This is a genomic window from Actinosynnema sp. NPDC091369 (assembly GCF_044757065.1).
In the GTDB taxonomy this organism is placed as follows: Bacteria; Actinomycetota; Actinomycetes; order Mycobacteriales; family Pseudonocardiaceae; genus Actinosynnema.
Window position 1 is genome coordinate 193602 of sequence record NZ_JBIVUG010000002.1, and the last position, 17201, is coordinate 210802.

Here is a 17201-nt window from a genome sequence, read left to right on the forward strand (position 1 = left end):
GCCGCGTGCGGCGGTCGGGGGTGCCGGGAGCTGTCCGGCACCCCCGACCGGGGTCACAGGGCCAGTCGCGGCCAGGAACCCGTGTCGCGCAGCAGCTGCCGGTCGTGCGTGGCGATCACCACGGCGGCCGGGGTGGCGTCGAGCGCGGCGGTCAGCTCGTCGACCAGTGCGGCCGAGAGGTGGTTCGTCGGCTCGTCCAGCAGCAGCACGTGCGGCCGGGCGGCCAGGACGAGGGCCAGGTCCAGCCGCCGGCGCGCGCCGACCGACAGCTCGGCCACCGGGCGACGCCGGTCGTAGCCGTCGAGCAGGCCCAGCTCGGCCAGACCGGGCCCCGGCGCGCCCGTCCGCGCGAGCTGTTCGTCGTACAGCTGGGCCGCCGTGCGCCGACCGTGCGGATCGGACTCCTGGCCCAACCGCCCGACCCGCGCCGACCGGGCGCGCCGGACCGTGCCCGTGCCCGGTTCCAGCACGCCTGCCAGCACCGCCAGCAGGGTCGACTTGCCCGCGCCGTTCGGACCGGTGACCACCAGCCGGTCACCGGAGTCCAGCGCCACGTCGACCGGGCGGACCAGCCTCCCGGCCACCGTCACGCCCTCGGCGCGCAGCACCGTCGCGCCGACGTGACCGGGCAGCTCCGGCATGGCGAAGCGGGTCGGCGGCGGTGGGACCTCCACCACGTGGGCGCTCAGCTCCTCCTGCCGCCGGTGGACGGCCCGGACCAGGCCGGGCGCGCGGGTGGCACGCGTGTGCTTGCCGTGCCCCTTGTCGGGCCGCCAGTTGTCGCGCAGCCGGTTCTGCGCCGCGGACAGGTCGTCGGCCAGCCGCTGCCGCTCGGCCACCTGCTCGGCGTGCAGCGCCTCCCACCGGGCCCGCTCGGCCCCGCGCGCCTCGACGTACGCGGAGTAGCCGCCGCCGTACACCCTCGGCCGGCCGTCGCTGGACGGGTCGAGGTCGACCACCGTCGTGGCCACGTCGGCGAGCAGCGCCCGGTCGTGGCTGACCAGCACGACCACGCCCGGGTGAGCGCGCAGCCGCCCGGTGAGGTGGGCGAGGCCGCCGGCGTCGAGGTGGTTGGTCGGCTCGTCGAGCAGCAGCACGGCGTGCCCCGCCCCGAGCAGGCACGCCAGCCGCACGCGGTGGCGCTGGCCCACCGAGAGGGTGCCGAGCGGCCGCTCGCGGTCGGCCACGGCGTTCAGCGCGGCCAGCGAGACCTCGACCCGCCGGTCGGCGTCCCACGCGTCGAGCGCCTCGACCTCGGCGAGGGCGGCGGCGTAGGCGTCGTCCGCGCCGGGACGGCCGTCGGCGAGCCCGTCCGAGGCGCGTTCCAGGTCGGCCAGGGCCGCGCGCACGGCGGCCAGTTCGAGGTCGATCAGGTCGCCGACGGTGTCGGCGTCGCCGAGCGGGATCTGCTGGTCGGCCACACCGGTCGAGCCCGCGCGGCGCACGTCACCGCGGTCGGCGGGCAGGTCGCCCGCGAGGACGCGGAGCAGGGAGGTCTTGCCGCGGCCGTTCTCGCCGACCACGGCGACCCGGTCACCGGCGGCGGCGACCAGGTCGACGCCGGCGAGCACGGGTCGACCGCCGAAGGAGAGGTGGACGTCGGACAGGCGGACGTGCGCCGCGCGGACGCGCGCAGGCGAAAGCTGGGACGACATGAAGGAACTGCCTCCGAGGAGAAGTGATGCGCTGCAAAGGACGAAGTCCGGTAGCGCGACTCGCGCGTACCGGTGGAGGCGTCGTCCCTCAGACGAAGTACAGGTTCGGCATCACGTCGACCAGGGTAGGACAAGCCGCGGACCCGCCGCACCGGATTATCTCCGGCGGGTCCGCGCGTTCCCCGACATCGCCGCCGGTCAGGGGCGGAACGCGCGCAGTGCGGCCTCGACCAGCGCGTCGGCGAACGCGTCGTCCAGCGGACCCGACCGCAGCAGCCACCGCTGGGTCAGCGGCGCGTACAGCAGGTCCAGCAGCAGGTCGAGGTCGGCGTCGTGGGCGAGCTGTCCCGCGTCCCGCGCGCTGCGCAACCGGCGCAGCTTCGCCGCGCGGATCGGCCGCTCCATCTTCTCCCGGTAGACCTCGGCCAGCTCGGGATCGTTGATGATCTCGGTGTTCAGCGCCCGGATCGGGGCCTCGAACGCGGGGTCGGAGAACTCGGCCGCGGTCGCGCGCAGGACCGCTTTGAGGTCGGCTTCGAGGTCGCCGGTGTCCGGCAGCTCGATGCCGCCGTCCGGCGACTCGCTCAACGCCAGCAGCGAGTCGAAGACGACCGCGCCCTTGGACGGCCACCAGCGGTAGATCGTCTGCTTGCCGACGCCCGCGCGGGCGGCGATGGCCTCGATCGTCAGCTTCGCGTACCCGACCTCGGTGATCAGCTCGCGCGTCGCGGTCAGGATCGCGACCCGGGACCGCTCGCTGCGGCGGGTGCTGTTCGGCGTGGTGCTGGCGGCCATGGCGGGCACTGTACTGGGGAACGAGACGGTCCGTCTTGACTCCTGCTCCGACCCCGGGTTACCGTGCACCTCGATCGAGACGAGACGTCTCGTCTCAGACGGAGGTAGACCATGACCCGCGATCACGCCGAACCCCGCACCTGGCTCATCACCGGCGCCTCCCGCGGCCTGGGCCGGGCGTTCACCGAGGCCGCGCTCGCGGCGGGCGACCGGGTCGTCGGCGTCGCCCGCGACGTCACGCCGCTGGCCGACCTGGTCACCGCCTCGGCGGGCCGGCTCGTCGCCTTCCCGCTCGACGTCGCCGATCGGCGGGCGGTCGTCGCCGGGGTGCGGCGGGCGCACGCCGAGTTCGGCCGGCTCGACGTCGTGGTCAACAACGCGGGCGGCGTGGTGCTGGGCATGGTCGAGGAGATCACCGAGGAGCAGGCCCGCGCCCACCTGGACACCAACTTCTTCGGCGCGCTGTGGGTGAGCCAGGCGGTGGTCCCGCTGCTGCGCGAGCAGGGCTCGGGCCACGTCGTCCAGGTCTCGTCGATGGGGTCGGCCGGCGGTTTCGCGGCGACCGGCCTCTACAGCGCGGGCAAGGCCGCGCTCGACGCCATGGCCGAGGCCCTGGCCATGGAGGTGGAGCGCTTCGGCATCAAGGTGACCGTCGTGCAGCCGGGCGGGTATCACACCGACCTGTTCACCCGGGGTCTGACCACGACCGAGGAGAACCCGGCCTACGCACCGCTGCGCACCTGGCTGAACGGGCTGTGGGCCGAGTCGGAGGACTGCGACCCGCGCCTGGCCGCCGACGTCCTGCTGCGCGTGGTCGACCTGCCCGAACCGCCGAAGCGGGTGGTCCTCGGCTCTTCGGCCTACGACGCGGTCGCGCGGATGGCGCAGGCGCGGACCGACGAACTCGCCAAGTGGGAGCAGCTCAGCCGCCAGGCCGGGTGAACCCTTCGGCGTGACCTCGCGGAGGAGGATGATCCCCCGTAGCGGCGGTCGTGGAGCGGGGTGTTGTGCCGGTGGCGGCTCGGCGGGTGTTCATCAGCCACACGTCCGAGCTGCGCGCGCACCCGTCCGGCCGGTCGTTCGTCGCCGCGGTGGAGTCGGCCGTCGCGAAGGCCCGTGACGCCGTGGTGGACATGGCGTACTTCCCGGCCCGTGACCGGGCGCCGGCGTCGGTGTGCGTCGAGGCCGTCGCCGGCGCGGACGTGCACGTGCTGGTGGCCGGATTCCGGTACGGCGCACCGGTCACGGACCGGCCGGAGGTCTCCTACACCGAGCTGGAGTTCGAGGCCGCCGGCGCGGCGGGCCTGCCGCGCCTGGTGTTCCTGCTCGGTGACGACACCGAGGGGCCGGCCGCGTTGCTGCGGGACCTCGACCACGGCGACCGGCAGGAGCGGTTCCGGCGGCGGTTGCGGGACAGCGGGCTGACCGTGGCGACGGTGTCCTCGCCGGGCGAGCTGGAAGCCGCGGTGCTGCACGCCTTGGTGGAGTTGTCCCGGGAGGCGGAGGTCCGGTCCACCGGGACCGCGGGTGTGCGCGTCGGCGTGCCGGCGATGCTCGCCGACGGGTTCCAGGCGCGGGAGCAGGCCGAGCTGCTGAACCGCAACGGAGGCGCGGTGCTCGTGCTGTCCGGCAACGGCGGCATGGGCAAGACCCAGCTGGCCGCGCACCACGCCGCCGCGCGCTGGGCCGATCCCGACCTGCGCCTGGCGATGTGGGTCTCGGCGAGCACGCGCGAGTCGGTCCTGTCGTCCTACGCGGAGGCCGCGAGCCGGGTGCTGGGCACCGACTTCCCGCACCCGGAGGTGGCCGCGCTGCGGCTGCGCGAGTGGCTGGCCGGCTCCGGCGAGCGCTGGCTGATCGTGCTGGACGACCTCCGCCACCCCGAGCACCTGCACGAGCTGTGGCCGCCGGCCGCCGAGCGCGGCCGGGTGCTGATCACCACCCGGCGGCGCGACCCGAGCCTGCTGCGGTCGGACCGCGAGCTGATCGAGGTCGAGGTGTTCACCCCCGAGGAAGCCTCGGCCTACCTCAGCGCGAAGCTCTCCCGGACGCCCCACCTCTCACCGGGCGCGGACGAGCTGGCCGACGACCTGGAACGGATACCGCTGGCCCTGGCCCAGGCCGTGGCGTACCTGGTGAACCGCGACCTGACCTGCGCGGACTACCGGGTGCGGCTGGCGGACCGGCGGCGCACGCTGCGGGACGTCCTGCCCAGGCCGGACGAGTTCACCGACGACCACCGCGACGTGCTCGCGGCGACCTGGACGTTGTCGGTCGAGCTGGCCGACGGGCTCGCCCCCGTCGGCGTGGCGGGGCCGGTGCTGCGGGTCGCCTCGCTGCTGGACCCGGCGGGCATCCCGGCCGGGCTGTTCGCCACCGCCGCCGTGACCGGGCACCTGAGCCGGGCGGTGGGGCGCGAGGTGAGCGCGGACGACACCCGCGACGCGCTGTGGTGCCTGCACCGGTTGAACCTCCTCACCTGGGACCGCGCGTCGTCGCACCGGGAGGTGCGCATGCACGCCTTGGTGCAACGCGCCGCGCGGGAGGCGTTCGCGGCGGAGGAGCAGGTGCTGCACGAGGTCGCCGACGTGGCCGCCGCAGCCCTGGACGAGGTGTGGCCGGACGTCCCGCGCGACGCGGACCTGATGGCGTCCCTGCGCGCCAACACCGCGGCGCTGGAGGCGGTCGCCGAGACCGCGCTGTGGGCATCGGACTCGCGGGTGGTGCTGTTCACGGCCGCCGACAGCCTCGGTCAGGCCGGGGCGGTCGCCGACGCGAGGGACCACTTCTCGGCGTTGCACACCAAGGCCGAGCGCTACCTGGGCGCCCGGCACGCCGACACCCTCGCCCTGCGGGGCAAGATCGCGCAGTGGCGTGGGGAAGCGGGCGACTTCGCGGGTGCCGCGACCGCGACCGAGCAGCTCTTGCGCGACTGCCTGGACGCGTTGGGGTCCGACCACCCGCACACGCTCGCGGCTCGTGCCAACCTCGCGCTCTGGCTCGGCCAGAACGGCGACCTCGCCGGCGCGACCGCGACGGTCGAGGAGATGGTGCACGAGATCGACCGCACGCTGGGACCGGACCACCCCGACGCGTTCATGGCGCGCGCCAACCTCGCCACGTGGCGCGGCGAAGCGGGCGACGCCCTGGGCGCGGTGGCGGCGTTCGAGGAGTTGGCGGCCGTGGAAGCACGGGCGTTGGGCGCCGACCACCCGCACGCGCTCGTGACCCGGGTGAAGCTGTCCCGCTGGCTCGGCCAGGCCGGGCACCCCACCGCCGTGGCGCGGACCGAGCAGTTGCTGGCCGACATCACCCGGGTGCTGGGCCCCGACCACCCCGACACGCTCATCACCCGCAGCAACCTGGCCCAGTGCCGGGCGAAGAGGGACGGCCCGGCACGAGTAGTCGCCGAGTTCGAAGAACTGCTCGTGGACATGACGCGGGTGCTGGGCCCCGGACACCCCGACACCCTCACGGCACGCGACCACCTCGCGCACTGGCGCGGCGAGTCCGGTGACACCGCGGGCGCGGCGGCGGCCTACGAGGAGCTGGTGGCCGACTGCACCAGCGTCCTGGGCGCGGACCACCCCGGAACGTTCAGAGCTCGCCACAACCAGGCGCTGCACCTCGGGGACGCCGACGGCGCCGCCGCGGCGGAACGGCTCCTGGCCGATCGCACCAGGGTGCTGGGACGCGACCACCCGGACACGCTCGAGAGCCGGCAGCAGGTCGTCTGGTGGCAGGCGAGAACAGGGGACGGCGCGATCGCGGCGTACGAGCGCCTGCTCGCCGACCAGGCCCGCGTCCTGGGGCCCGACCACCCCGGCACCCTCCACACCCGGGCGTCGGTGCTGGTCCTGGCAGCAGACGACGCCGACCTGACCCGCTCGACAGCGGCGGCGGAGCTGCTGCTGGAGGACATGATCCGGGTGTTGGGACTCGCGCACCCCGACACGATCGCGGTGCGGCGGGTGCTCGCGAGGTGGCGGGGTCTCCTCGCGCGGCGACGCCCCGGTGACCGGTCCGGGCCGCGCGGCTTCGGCACTCGGGGCGTCAGCGGCGGATGGTGATCAGGTCCGGCACGAGGGGAACGCCTCCGCCGCGACGACCTCGAAGTGCTCCGAACACGGCCAGTGCCAGACCTACGCGAACGAGATGTGGCACTTCGAGCTGTCGACCACGCCGGGCGGCCAGTGCCCCGTGCCGCACCCCGACGCGGCCGGGTGAGCGACCGTCACGAGGTCAGGGCGGCTTCCGGGGTGCACGGCTTCTCCAGCGGCCCCAGGTCGCGCCAGTTGAGCGACCACACCCGGACCTCACCGCCGAGGCGACGGCCCAGCACGCAGTCCTTGCCGTCGCCGCCGGTGCGCGCGAACAGCGCCACACCGACGTCGGAGCCCCGGACCTGCACGCTCACCTGCGGCGGGATGCCCGCGAGCGCGGTCTCCGGGTCGACCGCCGGTGCGGGCAGGGCGGCCGCCAGGGCGTCGTGCACCTCCGCCTCGCCGGGGGTCGCGGGCAGCGCGCCGAGAGTGGCTTCCAGGGCCGGGGTGAACTCCGGCGGGATGGTCCGGTCGGGCAGGGGCGGCGGCGTGATCGGCGTCGCGTCGTCCGGGCAGGAGACCCGGGACGGCCGCCCCGCGGGGCCGTAGTAGGTGAACTCGACGTCGTAGCAGGCGTCGAACGCCGGGGTCTGCTTCCAGCCCGAGTCGACCGCGCCGACGTGGATGCGCCAGACCAGGTGGGCCATCGGTTCTTCGGGAGACTCGTGGGGCAGGTCCTCGGCCACCAGCACGCTGAAGCCCGGCGACTCGCCGAGCGGCGTGGCCAGCGCGGCGCGGGCGAGGCCGGCCGCGTCCGGCTGCCGCGGGTGGCTGATCGCGTCGGCCAGGGTCGTGGACTGCCGATCCGTCTGCGAGTCGCCCGGGGCGGACTCGCCCAGGAGACCGCACGACGCGAGCAGCAGGCCCAGGCAGGCGATCGACGTGACGCGCGGCAGTAGGCCCATGTCCGCCACGTTATCCACGTCGGCGGCGCGACCGCATGAGTATTTCCCCCCCGGCGCGGGGCTCGAACCGGCCTGGGCACGACCACGCCGAACCGACCCAAGATATTCCTTGACACGAATATTCTCAGCAGTGAATACTTCGCCGCATGGACCGGATCGCATCAGCACTGGGAGACGCCGCGCGGTGGCGCATCCTGGAACTCCTCGCCGAGCGGCCGCGCTCGGTGGGCGAGCTGGCCGAGTTGACCGGCTCCCGCCAACCCCAGACCACCAAGCACCTCCAGACCCTCGCCCGCGCCGGCCTCGTCACCGTCACGCCGCTCGGGCAGCGCCGGGTCTACGCCGTGGACACCGCGCCCCTGTCTGCTCTCGCGCAGCGGCTGCGGGAGCTGGTCGAGGCCGGCGAGGCGCACGAGGGCGAGCGGGACGTCATCGCGCGGTACCGCGCCGCCATCGAGGCGGAGACCGCGGCCGCGGACCGCGACCGGTGGGCGGACGGGCGCACGTTCTCGTTCGACCGCCTCCTGGCCGCGTCCCCGGACGTCGTGTGGCGGCACTGGGTCGACGCCGACCTGCTGGCGTCCTGGTGGGCGCCGACGTCGATGACGGTCAGCGAGTGCGTCGTCGAGCCGCGACCGGGCGGGCGCGCCGTCCTCGAGTACCGCGACGCCGAAGGGCGGTACCGCTCCGAGGGTGTCGTGCACGCCGCCGCGGAACCCGAGCGGCTCGTGTTCGACCTCTCGGTGCTGGACGCGGCGGGCGCGGTCTCGTTCACCGGCCACTACGACGTGGCGCTGGCCGAGGCGGCGGACGGCACCCGGCTGCGGCTCGACCTGCGCATCACCGGGACGACCGTCGAGGCCGCTCCCCACATCGCCGGCATCGGCACCGGCTGGGGCCAGGTGCTCGACCACCTCGCCGCCGCCGTCACCTCCACCCGCACCACCGAAGCAGCACCCGCGAAGGAGAATCGATCATGACGAACCCGACCGGCCGCAAGGTCACCGCCAACATCAGCCTCACCCTCGACGGCCGCTACCACGGCCCCGGCGGGCCCGGCGACCTCGGCGCGATCGTCCCGTACGCGATGACCGACGTCGCGCGCGGCCACCTCACCCGCATCTGGGAGCACGCGACCACGGCGGTGCTCGGCCGGCGCAACGCCGAGGGCTTCCTGGGCTTCTGGCCCTCGGTCGCCGCCGACGACAACGCCGACCCGCGTGACCGCGGGTACGCGAAGTGGCTGGTGGACGTGGAGAAGGTGGTCCTGTCGACCACCCTGGCCGAAGCGCCGTGGGAACGCGCCCGCGTGGTGAACGCGCCCACCGCCGACGTCATCACCGAGCTGAAGGCCGACGGCACCGGCGAGATCCTGGTCAACAGCAGCGCGAGCGTCATCAAGCCGCTGCTGGCGGCGGACCTGGTCGACCGGCTCTACCTGATGATCTGCCCCGAGATCGAGGGCGGCGGGCCGCGCCTGTTCGACGACGGCCTGCCGGGCTCGAAGTGGGCCGTCACGCACCAGGAGATCGGCGAGCTGGGCGAACTGGCCCTCGTCTACGACCGCGTGCGCTGACGCCGGCTCAGCCCAGCTCGAACGTCGGGTGCACCCAGTAGTTGCTGTCGTGCCAGGTCTGCGTGGGGAAACCGCCGCCGTACGAGTAGACGCCGGCACCCCGCGCCATGGTGTGGGGCGCGACGACCAAGGCTGCCGTGAAGTAGTCCTCGGTCGACGCGTAACCGCCCTCCGGGGCGAAGTAGGAGACGACGTACTCCTCCCCCGCCGCCACCGGGACGCGGTCCGGGAACCGCACGGAGCTGACGACCCGGTCGGCCGCGGACCCGGCCTCCGCGAGCAGCGTGCCGTCCGCCGACCACAGGTGCACGGTCAGCGGGCCGGTGTACGTGCCACGGTGGACCACCGCGCCGGCGACGTACCCGGCGCGGTCGAAGCGCAGCCGCAGGCCCAGTTCCACCGCGGCGTCGTCGGCGTCGTCGCGTTCCGGCCGGTTCGGCAGCCACGGCAGGGCCAACGTGCAGCGCGAGCACAGCAGGGCGGGTGGCGCGGCCGAGCCGCCGGCGAAGAACCCGAACGGCCCGACCACCGGGCCGACGCCCGCCGAGCTGGACGCGCGCAGGTGGTAGGCGACCGCGCCCGCCACCGCCGGGGTGTGGCGGTACAGCCACTGCTCGCCCTGCTGCTCGGTCGGCAGCCACGTCGCGCCGTCGTCGAAGGTGATGTCGACGCCGGTGACGTCGCCGGACTCGCCGTTGACGGCGATCCCGGCGAGCAGCACCGGCTCGCCCACGGCGACCGTTGCGCCGTTGGTGGGCGTGCGGACGCCGGGCACGGGTGCGGCGTGCGCGGTGCCGGTCACCAACGACCCGGTGAGGAGGAGCGCGGACACCACCGCGAGGATTCGCTTCACCTCCCCGGGATCGACCACCCGCGACGGCTCGTTACCGCGTCGTGCGCTTGCCCGAACGGCGTTGCACCGGACGGCCGCGCGACCCCGGTCCGACGCGCTCAGCCGTCGAGCAGCCGGCCGTGCTCCGCGTCGTAGAACAGCAGCCGGCCGGGTGCGGCGTCGACGGTCAGGGTTCGGCCGAGCTCCGGCTCGTCCTGTTCCGGCACGGTGAGGCTGATCGGGGTGCCGTCCGGGCAGTCGAGCGTCACCAGGGACGACACGCCCAGGTTCTCCACCGTCGACACCCGGCCCGTGATGCCGTGGTCCGCCACCGCCAGGTACTCCGGCCGCACGCCCACCACGACGGGCGTGCCGTCGGCCAGTCCCGGCGGACCCGGCAGCCGGGCGCCCGCGCAGTCCACGTGACCGCCGCGCACCCGGCCCCCGACCAGGTTCATCGGGGTGGAGCCGATGAAGTTCGCCACGAACGTGTCGGCGGGCCGCTGGAACACCTCGCGCGGCGTGCCCAGCTGCCGGATCCGCCCCGCCTCCATCACCGCGATCCGGTCGGCCAGCGCCAGCGCCTCGGCTTGGTCGTGCGTCACGAACACCGTCGTCAGGGCCAGGTCGTGCTGCAACCGCTTGAGGAACGTCCTGGCCTCCAGCCGCAGCCGCGCGTCCAGGTTGGACAGCGGCTCGTCCAGCAGCAGCACGTCGGCCCCGGCCGCGACGGCACGGCCGAGCGCCGCGCGTTGCTGCTGACCGCCGGACAGCTGCCCCGGCCTGCGGTCGAGCAGGGCGGACAGGCTCAGGCCGCGCGCCACGTCGGCCGCCGCGTCCCGTTGGCGCGCCCTCGTCTCGCGGCGCACGCGCAGCGGGTAGGCGATGTTCTCCGCCACGGTCATGTGCGGGAACAACGCGTAGTCCTGGAACACCATCGCCACCCCGCGCCGCCCGGGCGGCAGCCGCGTCACGTCCCGAGACCCGATCGCCACGGCGCCGGCCGCGGGCAGCTCCAGGCCCGCGATCGTGCGCAGCAACGTGGTCTTGCCGCAGCCGGACGGCCCGAGCAGCGCGAACAGCTCCCCGTCCACGACCTCCAGGTCCAGCCCGTCCACCGCGCGCACCCCGTTCGGGTACACAGTGGACAGACCGCTGATCCCGATGCCCGCCATCAGCTCTTGATGCCCCCGTGGAATCGGAACCCGTACCGCCGGCTGACGACCAGGTACAGCACCACGACCGGGATCGAGTACAGCAGCGAGAACACCGGGATCACGGTCAGGTCGGCGCTGCCGCCCTCGTCCTGCAACGTCCGCACCAGCACCGCCGCGGGCTGCTTGCCGACGTCGCGCAGGAGCAGGAACGGCAGCAGGAAGTTGCCCCACGCGTTGACGAACGACCACACCAGGATCGTCGCGATGCCCGGCCGGGCGATCGGCAGCACCACGTGGCCCAGCACCTGCCGCGGTGCAGCGCCGAACACCCGCGCGGACTCCTCGTAGGAGCGCGGCACGGAGTCCACGAAGTCCTTCAGGATGAAGATGGCGGCGGGCAGCATCCCGCCCGCGATGACCAGCGCCGTGCCGAACCGCGAGTCGATGAGCCCGAGCTGGAGCATCAGCACGAACAGCGGCACCATGGCCGCGGTGCCGGTCACCACGCTGGACAGCAGGAGCAGCACGTACAGCAGCGCGTCACGGCCCGGGATGCGCACGCGGGACAGCGCGTACGCGGCCGTCGCGGCGAACGTCGTGGTCACCGCGGTCGCGACCAGGCACAGCACCAGCGAGTTCACCAGGGACCGCACCGCGAACGGGTGACGGAACGTCGCCCGCACGTTCGACAGCGTCCACTCCGGCCACCGGACGCCGAAGCCGGGCCGGGCGTCGAACGGCGCGCCCGCCAGCCACAGCATCGGCACCGCGAAGAACGCCAGCACCACCGCGACCAGCACGTAGAAGCCGATCCGGCGGACCACCCACCCGGGCGTCACGCGCGCCTGCGCAGCAGCCGCAGGTACACCAGCGCCACCACCAGGTTCCCGACCAGCAGCAGCGACGACATCGCCGACGCGTACCCGAGCTGCCCGCTCTCCAGCGCCTGCCGGTAGATCAGCACGGGCAGCACCTCCGACTCGTGGTTCGGCCCGCCCGCGGTGAGCAGGAACGGCGTGAAGTCGTTCGCCGTCCACAGGCTGATGAGCAGCGTGTTGGTCAGCACGTGCCCCCGGATGTGCGGGAACACCGCGTCCCGGACGGTCTGCCACCCGGTCGCGCCGGCGAGCCGGGCGGTCTCCAGGTGCGACGGCGGCACGGCGGCCAGCGCGGAGCTGTAGAGCAGCAGGGAGAACGCCGTGCCGCGCCAGGTGTTGAACACGACCAGGCTCGCCATCGGGTACTCGACCAGCCACGCCGTCCCCGGTCGGCCGACCAGCAGGCCGAGCGTGCCGCCGTCCCGGCTCAGCACCGCGAACCAGAGGTAGGCGACCACCGGCCCCGGCAGGATCCACGCCAGCAGCACGAACGCCTCGACGGTGCGCCGCAGCCCCGGCCGGGCCCGGCGCAGCAGCCAGGCGAGCGCGAAGCCCAGCGCGTTCTGCCCGACGACCGCGGAACCGAGCACGAACAGCGCGGTCAGCCACAGCGAGTTGCCGAACAGCGGGTCGGCCAGCGCGGTGGTGAAGTTGTCGAGCCCGACCACGCTCGGCTCGGCCGCGGCCGGTCCGGTGAGCTGGTAGTCGGTGATCCCGATGTAGAGCGTCCACAGCGCCGGGAAGACCAGGAACACGCCGATCAGCAGCAACGCCGGCGCGACGAACCCGACGGCCCGCGCCGTGCCGATCCCGGCCGGGTCGCGCTCAGCCGCCCGCGACGGCATCTTCGCCGACCGCCTTCACCAGCGCTTCGTGGTAGGCGCGCGCGGCCTCGTCCGGGCTGCGGCCGGACACCACGTCGGCGGTCGCCTGCTGCAACGCGGCCGACACCTTGGGGTAGTCCGCGAGGCCCGGCCGGTACCGGGTGATCGGCAGCACGCGGTCGGCGACGAAGCTCAGCATCGGGTCGCCCGCCAGCACCTCGTCGTTCACGTCGGCGCGCTGGGTGACCTGCGCGCCGCCCGCCAGCGCGGCCTTGACCGCCTCGGCGGAGTTGAGGAACCGCATCAGCTCCCACGCCTGCCGCGGGTACCGCGTGTTCGGGTTGATCACCCGCACGCCGCCGCCGGACGTGCTGACGAAGTCCTGGCCGCCGACGCCGCTGCCCGGCACCCGGGCCGGGATCAGCGCCCAGCCCACGGCCGCGTCCCGGTCGGCCATCCTGGCCACGCCGTTGCGCGGCTCCACCACCGACCGCCAGAAGTAGTCGCTCTCCAGGAGGATGCCGATCCTGTTGTCCGCGAACAGCGCGAACGACCGGTCCCGGCCCTTCGCCTCCTGCTGGAGGACCGGGTCGCCGAGTCCGTCGCGGTAGATGCGCTGGTAGAGCGACAGGACTTCCTCGACGCCGGCCGTCGCGCCCTGCCACTTGCCGTTCTCGTGCACGGTCGCGCCGGTGCCCGCCAGCGCGGGCAGCACGCCCTGCATGGTGGTGGCCTCGCCCATCGCGGTGCCCGCGTTGAGCTGGATCGGCGTGACGCCCGGCAGCGCCTTCAGCTTCGCGGCGGTGTCGAGGACGTCGTCCCAGCTGCGCGGTTGCCAGTCGACGGGCAGGCCGACCCGCGCGAACAGGCGCTTGTTGTAGAACAGCACCCGGCCGTCGGTGCCCATCGGCACGCCGTAGCGCTTGCCGTCGAACTCGCCGAGCCGCTGCACGGCGGCCGGGATCTGCTGCCAGCCGTCCCACGCGTCGACCTCGGCCGCGCCGACCACCTCGGCCAGCGGCTCGACGTGACCCGCCTGGGCGAACTCGCCGAGCCAGATGCCGTCGAGCTCCACGACGTCGCCGCCACCACCGGTCTTGAGGTCCAGCGCGACCTTGGTCTTGAAGTCCTCGTCGCCCGCCCCGTTCTGCTCGAACCGGACGGTGGCGGTGACGCCCTTGGCCCGCTGCGCCTCGGTGAACCGCGGGATCACCCAGTTGGTGATCCAGTCCGCGCCGCGCGCGTTCTTGCCGCCGGCCACCGCGTTGGCCGTGATGGTCAACGTGACGTCCTTGGCGTCGGCGTTGCGCGCCGGGTCGGCGTCCCGGCTCTGCCCGAGGCACCCCGCCAGCAGACCTGCCACCGACAGCAGGACGATCGTCGTCCTCCGCATCGCGCTCCCCCCGCCAGAGTGCACGCACCACGTCGCCTCTCAACATGGCACTCGGAACGCCCGGCCGCGACACGTCCGCCCGACGTCACCCGTTTGACGGCCGCCGGGCCGCGACCGCGCTTGCCATAATCAGTTGATCGGTATATACCGAACGCATGACCGACGCGGCGTTGCGGGAACCGACGTTCCTGATCCTCACGGCGCTGGCCGCCCGGCCGCAGCACGGCTACGGCATCCTGCTCGACGTCGAGGAGATCTCCGGCGGTCGCGTGAAGCTGCGCGCCGGCACCCTCTACACCGCGCTGGACCGCTTGTCGGCGGACGGCTGGGTGGCGGTCGACCGGGAGCAGGTCGTCGACGGCAGGCTCCGCCGCTACTACCGGCTGACCGACGAGGGGGCAGCCAGGCTGGAGACCGAGGTGCAGAGGATGCGGGCGCACACCCGGGCGGCGGAGCGCCGCCTGCGGCTCAGGCCGGCCGGTGGTGTGGCGTGAGCGGGCTGGAACGGCGCTACCGCCGGCTCCTGTCGTGGTACCCGCGCGACCACCGCGAGCGCCACGGCGACGAGATGCTGGCGGTGCTGCTGTCGGGGGCGGGTGACCGGGACCGGCCGACCCGGCGGGAGTCGCTCGACCTGCTGTGGGCCGCGGTGCGGCTGCACCTGCGGCGGGTGGTGGCGGCCGACGGCGGTGTCGACCCGCGCGACGTGCTGGCGATCGTCGCGCTGCTCGGCCCGGTGGCGCTGCTGACCGGCGCGACGAACGGCGTGCACGAGATCGCGTGGTGGGTGAAGGCCGGCGCGCTGGCCGAGATGCCGTGGGCGGAGCAGTTCCCGGACGCGCCGGTGTGGGTCCTCTGGGGCGTGGTCGCCGTGCTGGTGCTGAGGGGGTTGCGGCGCACCGCCGCGTTGTTCGCGTGGTCGGCCACGGCGGGTTTCGTGCTGCTCGCGGTGTTCCTGCCGTTCCAGCGCTGGTGGATCGGGACGGATGCCGGGTGGGTGCTGACGGGGCTGCTGACCGCGGCCGCGCTGACGTGGTCGCCGGGACCGGCGCGTGGCCGGGCGCTGATCGGCGGCCGGGGGATCGTCGTGCTGGCCGTCACGGTCGTCGTGGCGGGGGTGATGGGTGTGCTGGGCTACCGCCAGCCGGTGGTCGAGGTGCTGCGGTTCGCCGTGCTGGTCGGCGGCACGCTGGCGGCGTGCGGCTCCGGGTCGCGCGTCGGCCGCCGGGCCGCGCTGATCCTGCTGCTGCCGAGCCTGACCGCGGTGCTGGGCTTGGCGCAGTGGCTGGTGCTGGGCCGGATCCCGGCGGCGGCGGAGGTCGCGGTCTTCTACGGCTTGCCGGTCGTGGTGCTGCTGGCGCTGGGCGGCCTGCCCCGCCGCATCCGGCGGCGTCCGGACCAGCCCGTGGCGTGACGCGGATCAGACGGCCGGGGCGTCGCGCCAGGGGAAGGTGACCCCGGTCAGCTCTTCGGAGACCTTCCACAGGCGGCGCGCACGCGTCGCCGACCGTCGGTCCGGAGCAGGTTCGTCAGCGCGAAGTGACCGAGGTGGTTGGTCCCGAGCTGCAACTCGGAACCGTCGGCCGTGCGGGACCGGGGCGGGATCATCACGCCCGCGTTGTTGACCAGCACGTCGACCGGGTCGGTGAAGTCGGCGGCGAACGCGCGGACCGAGGACAGGTCGGCGAGGTCGAGCCGCCGGACTTCGACGTGACCCGGCATCGCCGCGGCGGCCTCACGGCCTTGGAGCGGATCGTCGAGGCGGCCGAGGCGCCGTTCCGGTTGATGGACGACCTCATCCGACAGGGGCAGGCGCAGGGGACGCTGGAGGCGGGGCGACCCCGAGCGGATCGGGATCGTGCTGTTCGCGACCCTCCAGGGCATCGCCACGATCACCAACGGCAACCTCGTCAAGCCGGGACCTGCTCGACGGGCTCGTGGAAACCGCGGTGGCGCAGTTCCTCAGGGGAGCCCGACCGGTCGGGTAGCTAGGATCCGGGGAATGCCGCCGACCCGCACCCTCGCCGAGACCTACCGGCGCTTCGGCGAGGTCGACGCCGCCGGCACGCTGTACGAGCGCGTCGCCGCGGCGTTGAGCGAGTCCGAAGAGGCGTTGCGCGCCATCGAAACAGTGCCCGCGCGCAAGCGGAAGCCCGCCCTGGTCCTCGCCGCGCTGCACGACCTCGCGCTCGCCGGACGCGCACCCGAGCTGGCCGCCGCCTACGCCGCCGGGGACGGTGACGCCGCCGCCCGCGCGGCGGTCGACGCGCTGCTGCGCCTGACCGACCCGGTCGTGGACATCGCGGTGCGCCGGCCGCCACGCCCCGACGAGACCGGGCGGGCCGCCGTGCTGTACCCGCTCATCGCCGAGGCCGCGCGCCGGGTGGGCGCGACCTCGGTCGGGCTGGTCGACGTCGGCTGCTCGGCCGGGTTCAACCTCACCGTCGACCGCGTCGGCATCTCCTACAGCGACGGGCGGTCGCTGGGCGACCCGGCGTCCCCCGTGCGGGTGTCGTGCTCGGTGGTGGGCGGCCGGTCCGTCCCGCAGCGGCCGATGCCCGAGGTGGTCGCCCGGATCGGCATCGACCTCGACCCGGTCGACGTGACCGACGCGGACGACGCCCGGTGGCTGCGCGCCTGCGTGCCGCCGGACCAGCCGGAGCGCCGGGCCGCGCTGGACGCGGAGCTGGCGCTCGCCGCGTCCACCCCTCCCCTGCTGCTGCGGGGTGACGCCGTCGAGGTGCTGCCGGACGCCCTCGCCCGGGTGCCCGCCGACGCGCTGCCCGTCGTCACCACGACGTGGGCGTTGTCGGGCTTGTCGCTGGAGAACCGGCTGCGCTTCCTGCACCGGCTGGACGAAGCGGCGACCCGGCGACCGGTGGCGTGGGTGTCGGCGGAAGGGGTCGGCGTCGCACCGGCCGTGCCGACGTTCGGCGACCGGCGCGCGTCCGGGCACAGCATCCTCGGCGTCGCGGTGTTCGGCCACTCGACCGCGCACGTCGAGGGCGTCGGCCGCTGCTGGTCGCAGGGCCGCTTGCTGGCGTGGCTGGCGGACTCCTAGTCTCGGTCCGGCCGGTTTTCCT

16 protein-coding genes are annotated in these 17201 nt (G+C 74.2%); 7 read left to right on the top strand and 9 right to left on the bottom strand.

What is annotated here, in order from left to right:
• Window positions 1–53: 53 nt before the first annotated feature.
• On the bottom strand, window positions 54–1655 hold the full coding sequence (locus ACIQMJ_RS09225; protein WP_499760433.1) for an ABC-F family ATP-binding cassette domain-containing protein: 1602 nt from the start codon (window positions 1653–1655) through the stop codon (window positions 54–56).
• A gap of 198 nt (window positions 1656–1853) precedes the next feature.
• A complete protein-coding gene (locus ACIQMJ_RS09230) occupies window positions 1854–2450 on the bottom strand; it encodes a TetR/AcrR family transcriptional regulator (protein ID WP_499760434.1) in 597 nt (198 codons plus the stop codon).
• A gap of 111 nt (window positions 2451–2561) precedes the next feature.
• Here ACIQMJ_RS09230 and ACIQMJ_RS09235 point away from each other — a divergent pair, with 111 nt between their 5' ends.
• Both ACIQMJ_RS09235 and ACIQMJ_RS09240 read left to right on the top strand, forming a co-directional pair.
• Window positions 2562–3392: an SDR family NAD(P)-dependent oxidoreductase gene (locus ACIQMJ_RS09235; protein WP_499760435.1), complete on the top strand. Its 831-nt coding sequence runs from the start codon at window positions 2562–2564 to the stop codon at window positions 3390–3392.
• 71 nt (window positions 3393–3463) lie between these two features.
• Entirely contained in the window at window positions 3464–6520 is a 3057-nt protein-coding gene (locus tag ACIQMJ_RS09240; protein ID WP_499760436.1) for a tetratricopeptide repeat protein, read from the top strand.
• Between the two features lie 164 nt (window positions 6521–6684).
• On the opposite strand, the gene ACIQMJ_RS09245 is transcribed toward ACIQMJ_RS09240, so the two are convergent.
• Complete coding sequence (locus tag ACIQMJ_RS09245; RefSeq protein WP_499760437.1) at window positions 6685–7458, bottom strand: hypothetical protein; 774 nt, start codon at window positions 7456–7458, stop codon at window positions 6685–6687.
• 146 nt (window positions 7459–7604) lie between these two features.
• On the opposite strand from ACIQMJ_RS09245, the gene ACIQMJ_RS09250 reads away from it, so the two are divergent.
• Together ACIQMJ_RS09250 and ACIQMJ_RS09255 are read left to right on the top strand one after the other, a co-directional pair.
• Complete coding sequence (locus ACIQMJ_RS09250) at window positions 7605–8438, top strand: metalloregulator ArsR/SmtB family transcription factor (protein ID WP_499760438.1); 834 nt, start codon at window positions 7605–7607, stop codon at window positions 8436–8438.
• Window positions 8435–9034: a dihydrofolate reductase family protein gene (locus ACIQMJ_RS09255; RefSeq protein WP_499760439.1), complete on the top strand. Its 600-nt coding sequence runs from the start codon at window positions 8435–8437 to the stop codon at window positions 9032–9034. Before ACIQMJ_RS09250 ends, ACIQMJ_RS09255 begins: the two co-directional genes overlap by 4 nt.
• 7 nt (window positions 9035–9041) lie before the next feature.
• Here the strand turns inward: ACIQMJ_RS09255 and ACIQMJ_RS09260 are convergent, their stop codons facing one another.
• From ACIQMJ_RS09260 to ACIQMJ_RS09280, 5 genes are all read right to left on the bottom strand, one after another.
• Entirely contained in the window at window positions 9042–9866 is an 825-nt protein-coding gene (locus tag ACIQMJ_RS09260) for a DUF4082 domain-containing protein (protein WP_499760440.1), read from the bottom strand.
• 119 nt (window positions 9867–9985) lie between these two features.
• Complete coding sequence (locus tag ACIQMJ_RS09265; RefSeq protein WP_499760441.1) at window positions 9986–11041, bottom strand: ABC transporter ATP-binding protein; 1056 nt, start codon at window positions 11039–11041, stop codon at window positions 9986–9988.
• Window positions 11041–11862 (bottom strand): carbohydrate ABC transporter permease, encoded by an 822-nt coding sequence (locus tag ACIQMJ_RS09270; protein WP_499760442.1) that lies wholly within the window; start codon window positions 11860–11862, stop codon window positions 11041–11043. The genes ACIQMJ_RS09265 and ACIQMJ_RS09270 overlap by 1 nt, the downstream gene beginning before the upstream one ends.
• On the bottom strand, window positions 11859–12746 hold the full coding sequence (locus tag ACIQMJ_RS09275) for a carbohydrate ABC transporter permease (protein ID WP_499760443.1): 888 nt from the start codon (window positions 12744–12746) through the stop codon (window positions 11859–11861). Before ACIQMJ_RS09275 ends, ACIQMJ_RS09270 begins: the two co-directional genes overlap by 4 nt.
• Window positions 12727–14118 (bottom strand): extracellular solute-binding protein, encoded by a 1392-nt coding sequence (locus ACIQMJ_RS09280; RefSeq protein ID WP_499760444.1) that lies wholly within the window; start codon window positions 14116–14118, stop codon window positions 12727–12729. The genes ACIQMJ_RS09275 and ACIQMJ_RS09280 overlap by 20 nt, the downstream gene beginning before the upstream one ends.
• A 155-nt stretch (window positions 14119–14273) precedes the next feature.
• Here ACIQMJ_RS09280 and ACIQMJ_RS09285 point away from each other — a divergent pair, with 155 nt between their 5' ends.
• Together ACIQMJ_RS09285 and ACIQMJ_RS09290 are read left to right on the top strand one after the other, a co-directional pair.
• Window positions 14274–14612, top strand: a complete 339-nt coding sequence (locus ACIQMJ_RS09285) for a PadR family transcriptional regulator (protein WP_499760445.1) — start codon at window positions 14274–14276, stop codon at window positions 14610–14612.
• On the top strand, window positions 14609–15532 hold the full coding sequence (locus ACIQMJ_RS09290; RefSeq protein WP_499760446.1) for a hypothetical protein: 924 nt from the start codon (window positions 14609–14611) through the stop codon (window positions 15530–15532). Before ACIQMJ_RS09285 ends, ACIQMJ_RS09290 begins: the two co-directional genes overlap by 4 nt.
• A 47-nt stretch (window positions 15533–15579) precedes the next feature.
• Here ACIQMJ_RS09290 and ACIQMJ_RS09295 read toward each other — a convergent pair whose 3' ends face one another.
• Window positions 15580–16032 (bottom strand): hypothetical protein, encoded by a 453-nt coding sequence (locus tag ACIQMJ_RS09295; RefSeq protein ID WP_499760447.1) that lies wholly within the window; start codon window positions 16030–16032, stop codon window positions 15580–15582.
• An 88-nt stretch (window positions 16033–16120) separates the two neighbouring features.
• Here ACIQMJ_RS09295 and ACIQMJ_RS09300 point away from each other — a divergent pair, with 88 nt between their 5' ends.
• Window positions 16121–17179 carry a DUF2332 domain-containing protein gene (locus ACIQMJ_RS09300; protein WP_499760448.1) on the top strand — a complete coding sequence of 353 codons (1059 nt, stop codon included), beginning with the start codon at window positions 16121–16123 and terminating at the stop codon, window positions 17177–17179.
• Window positions 17180–17201 lie beyond the last annotated feature (22 nt).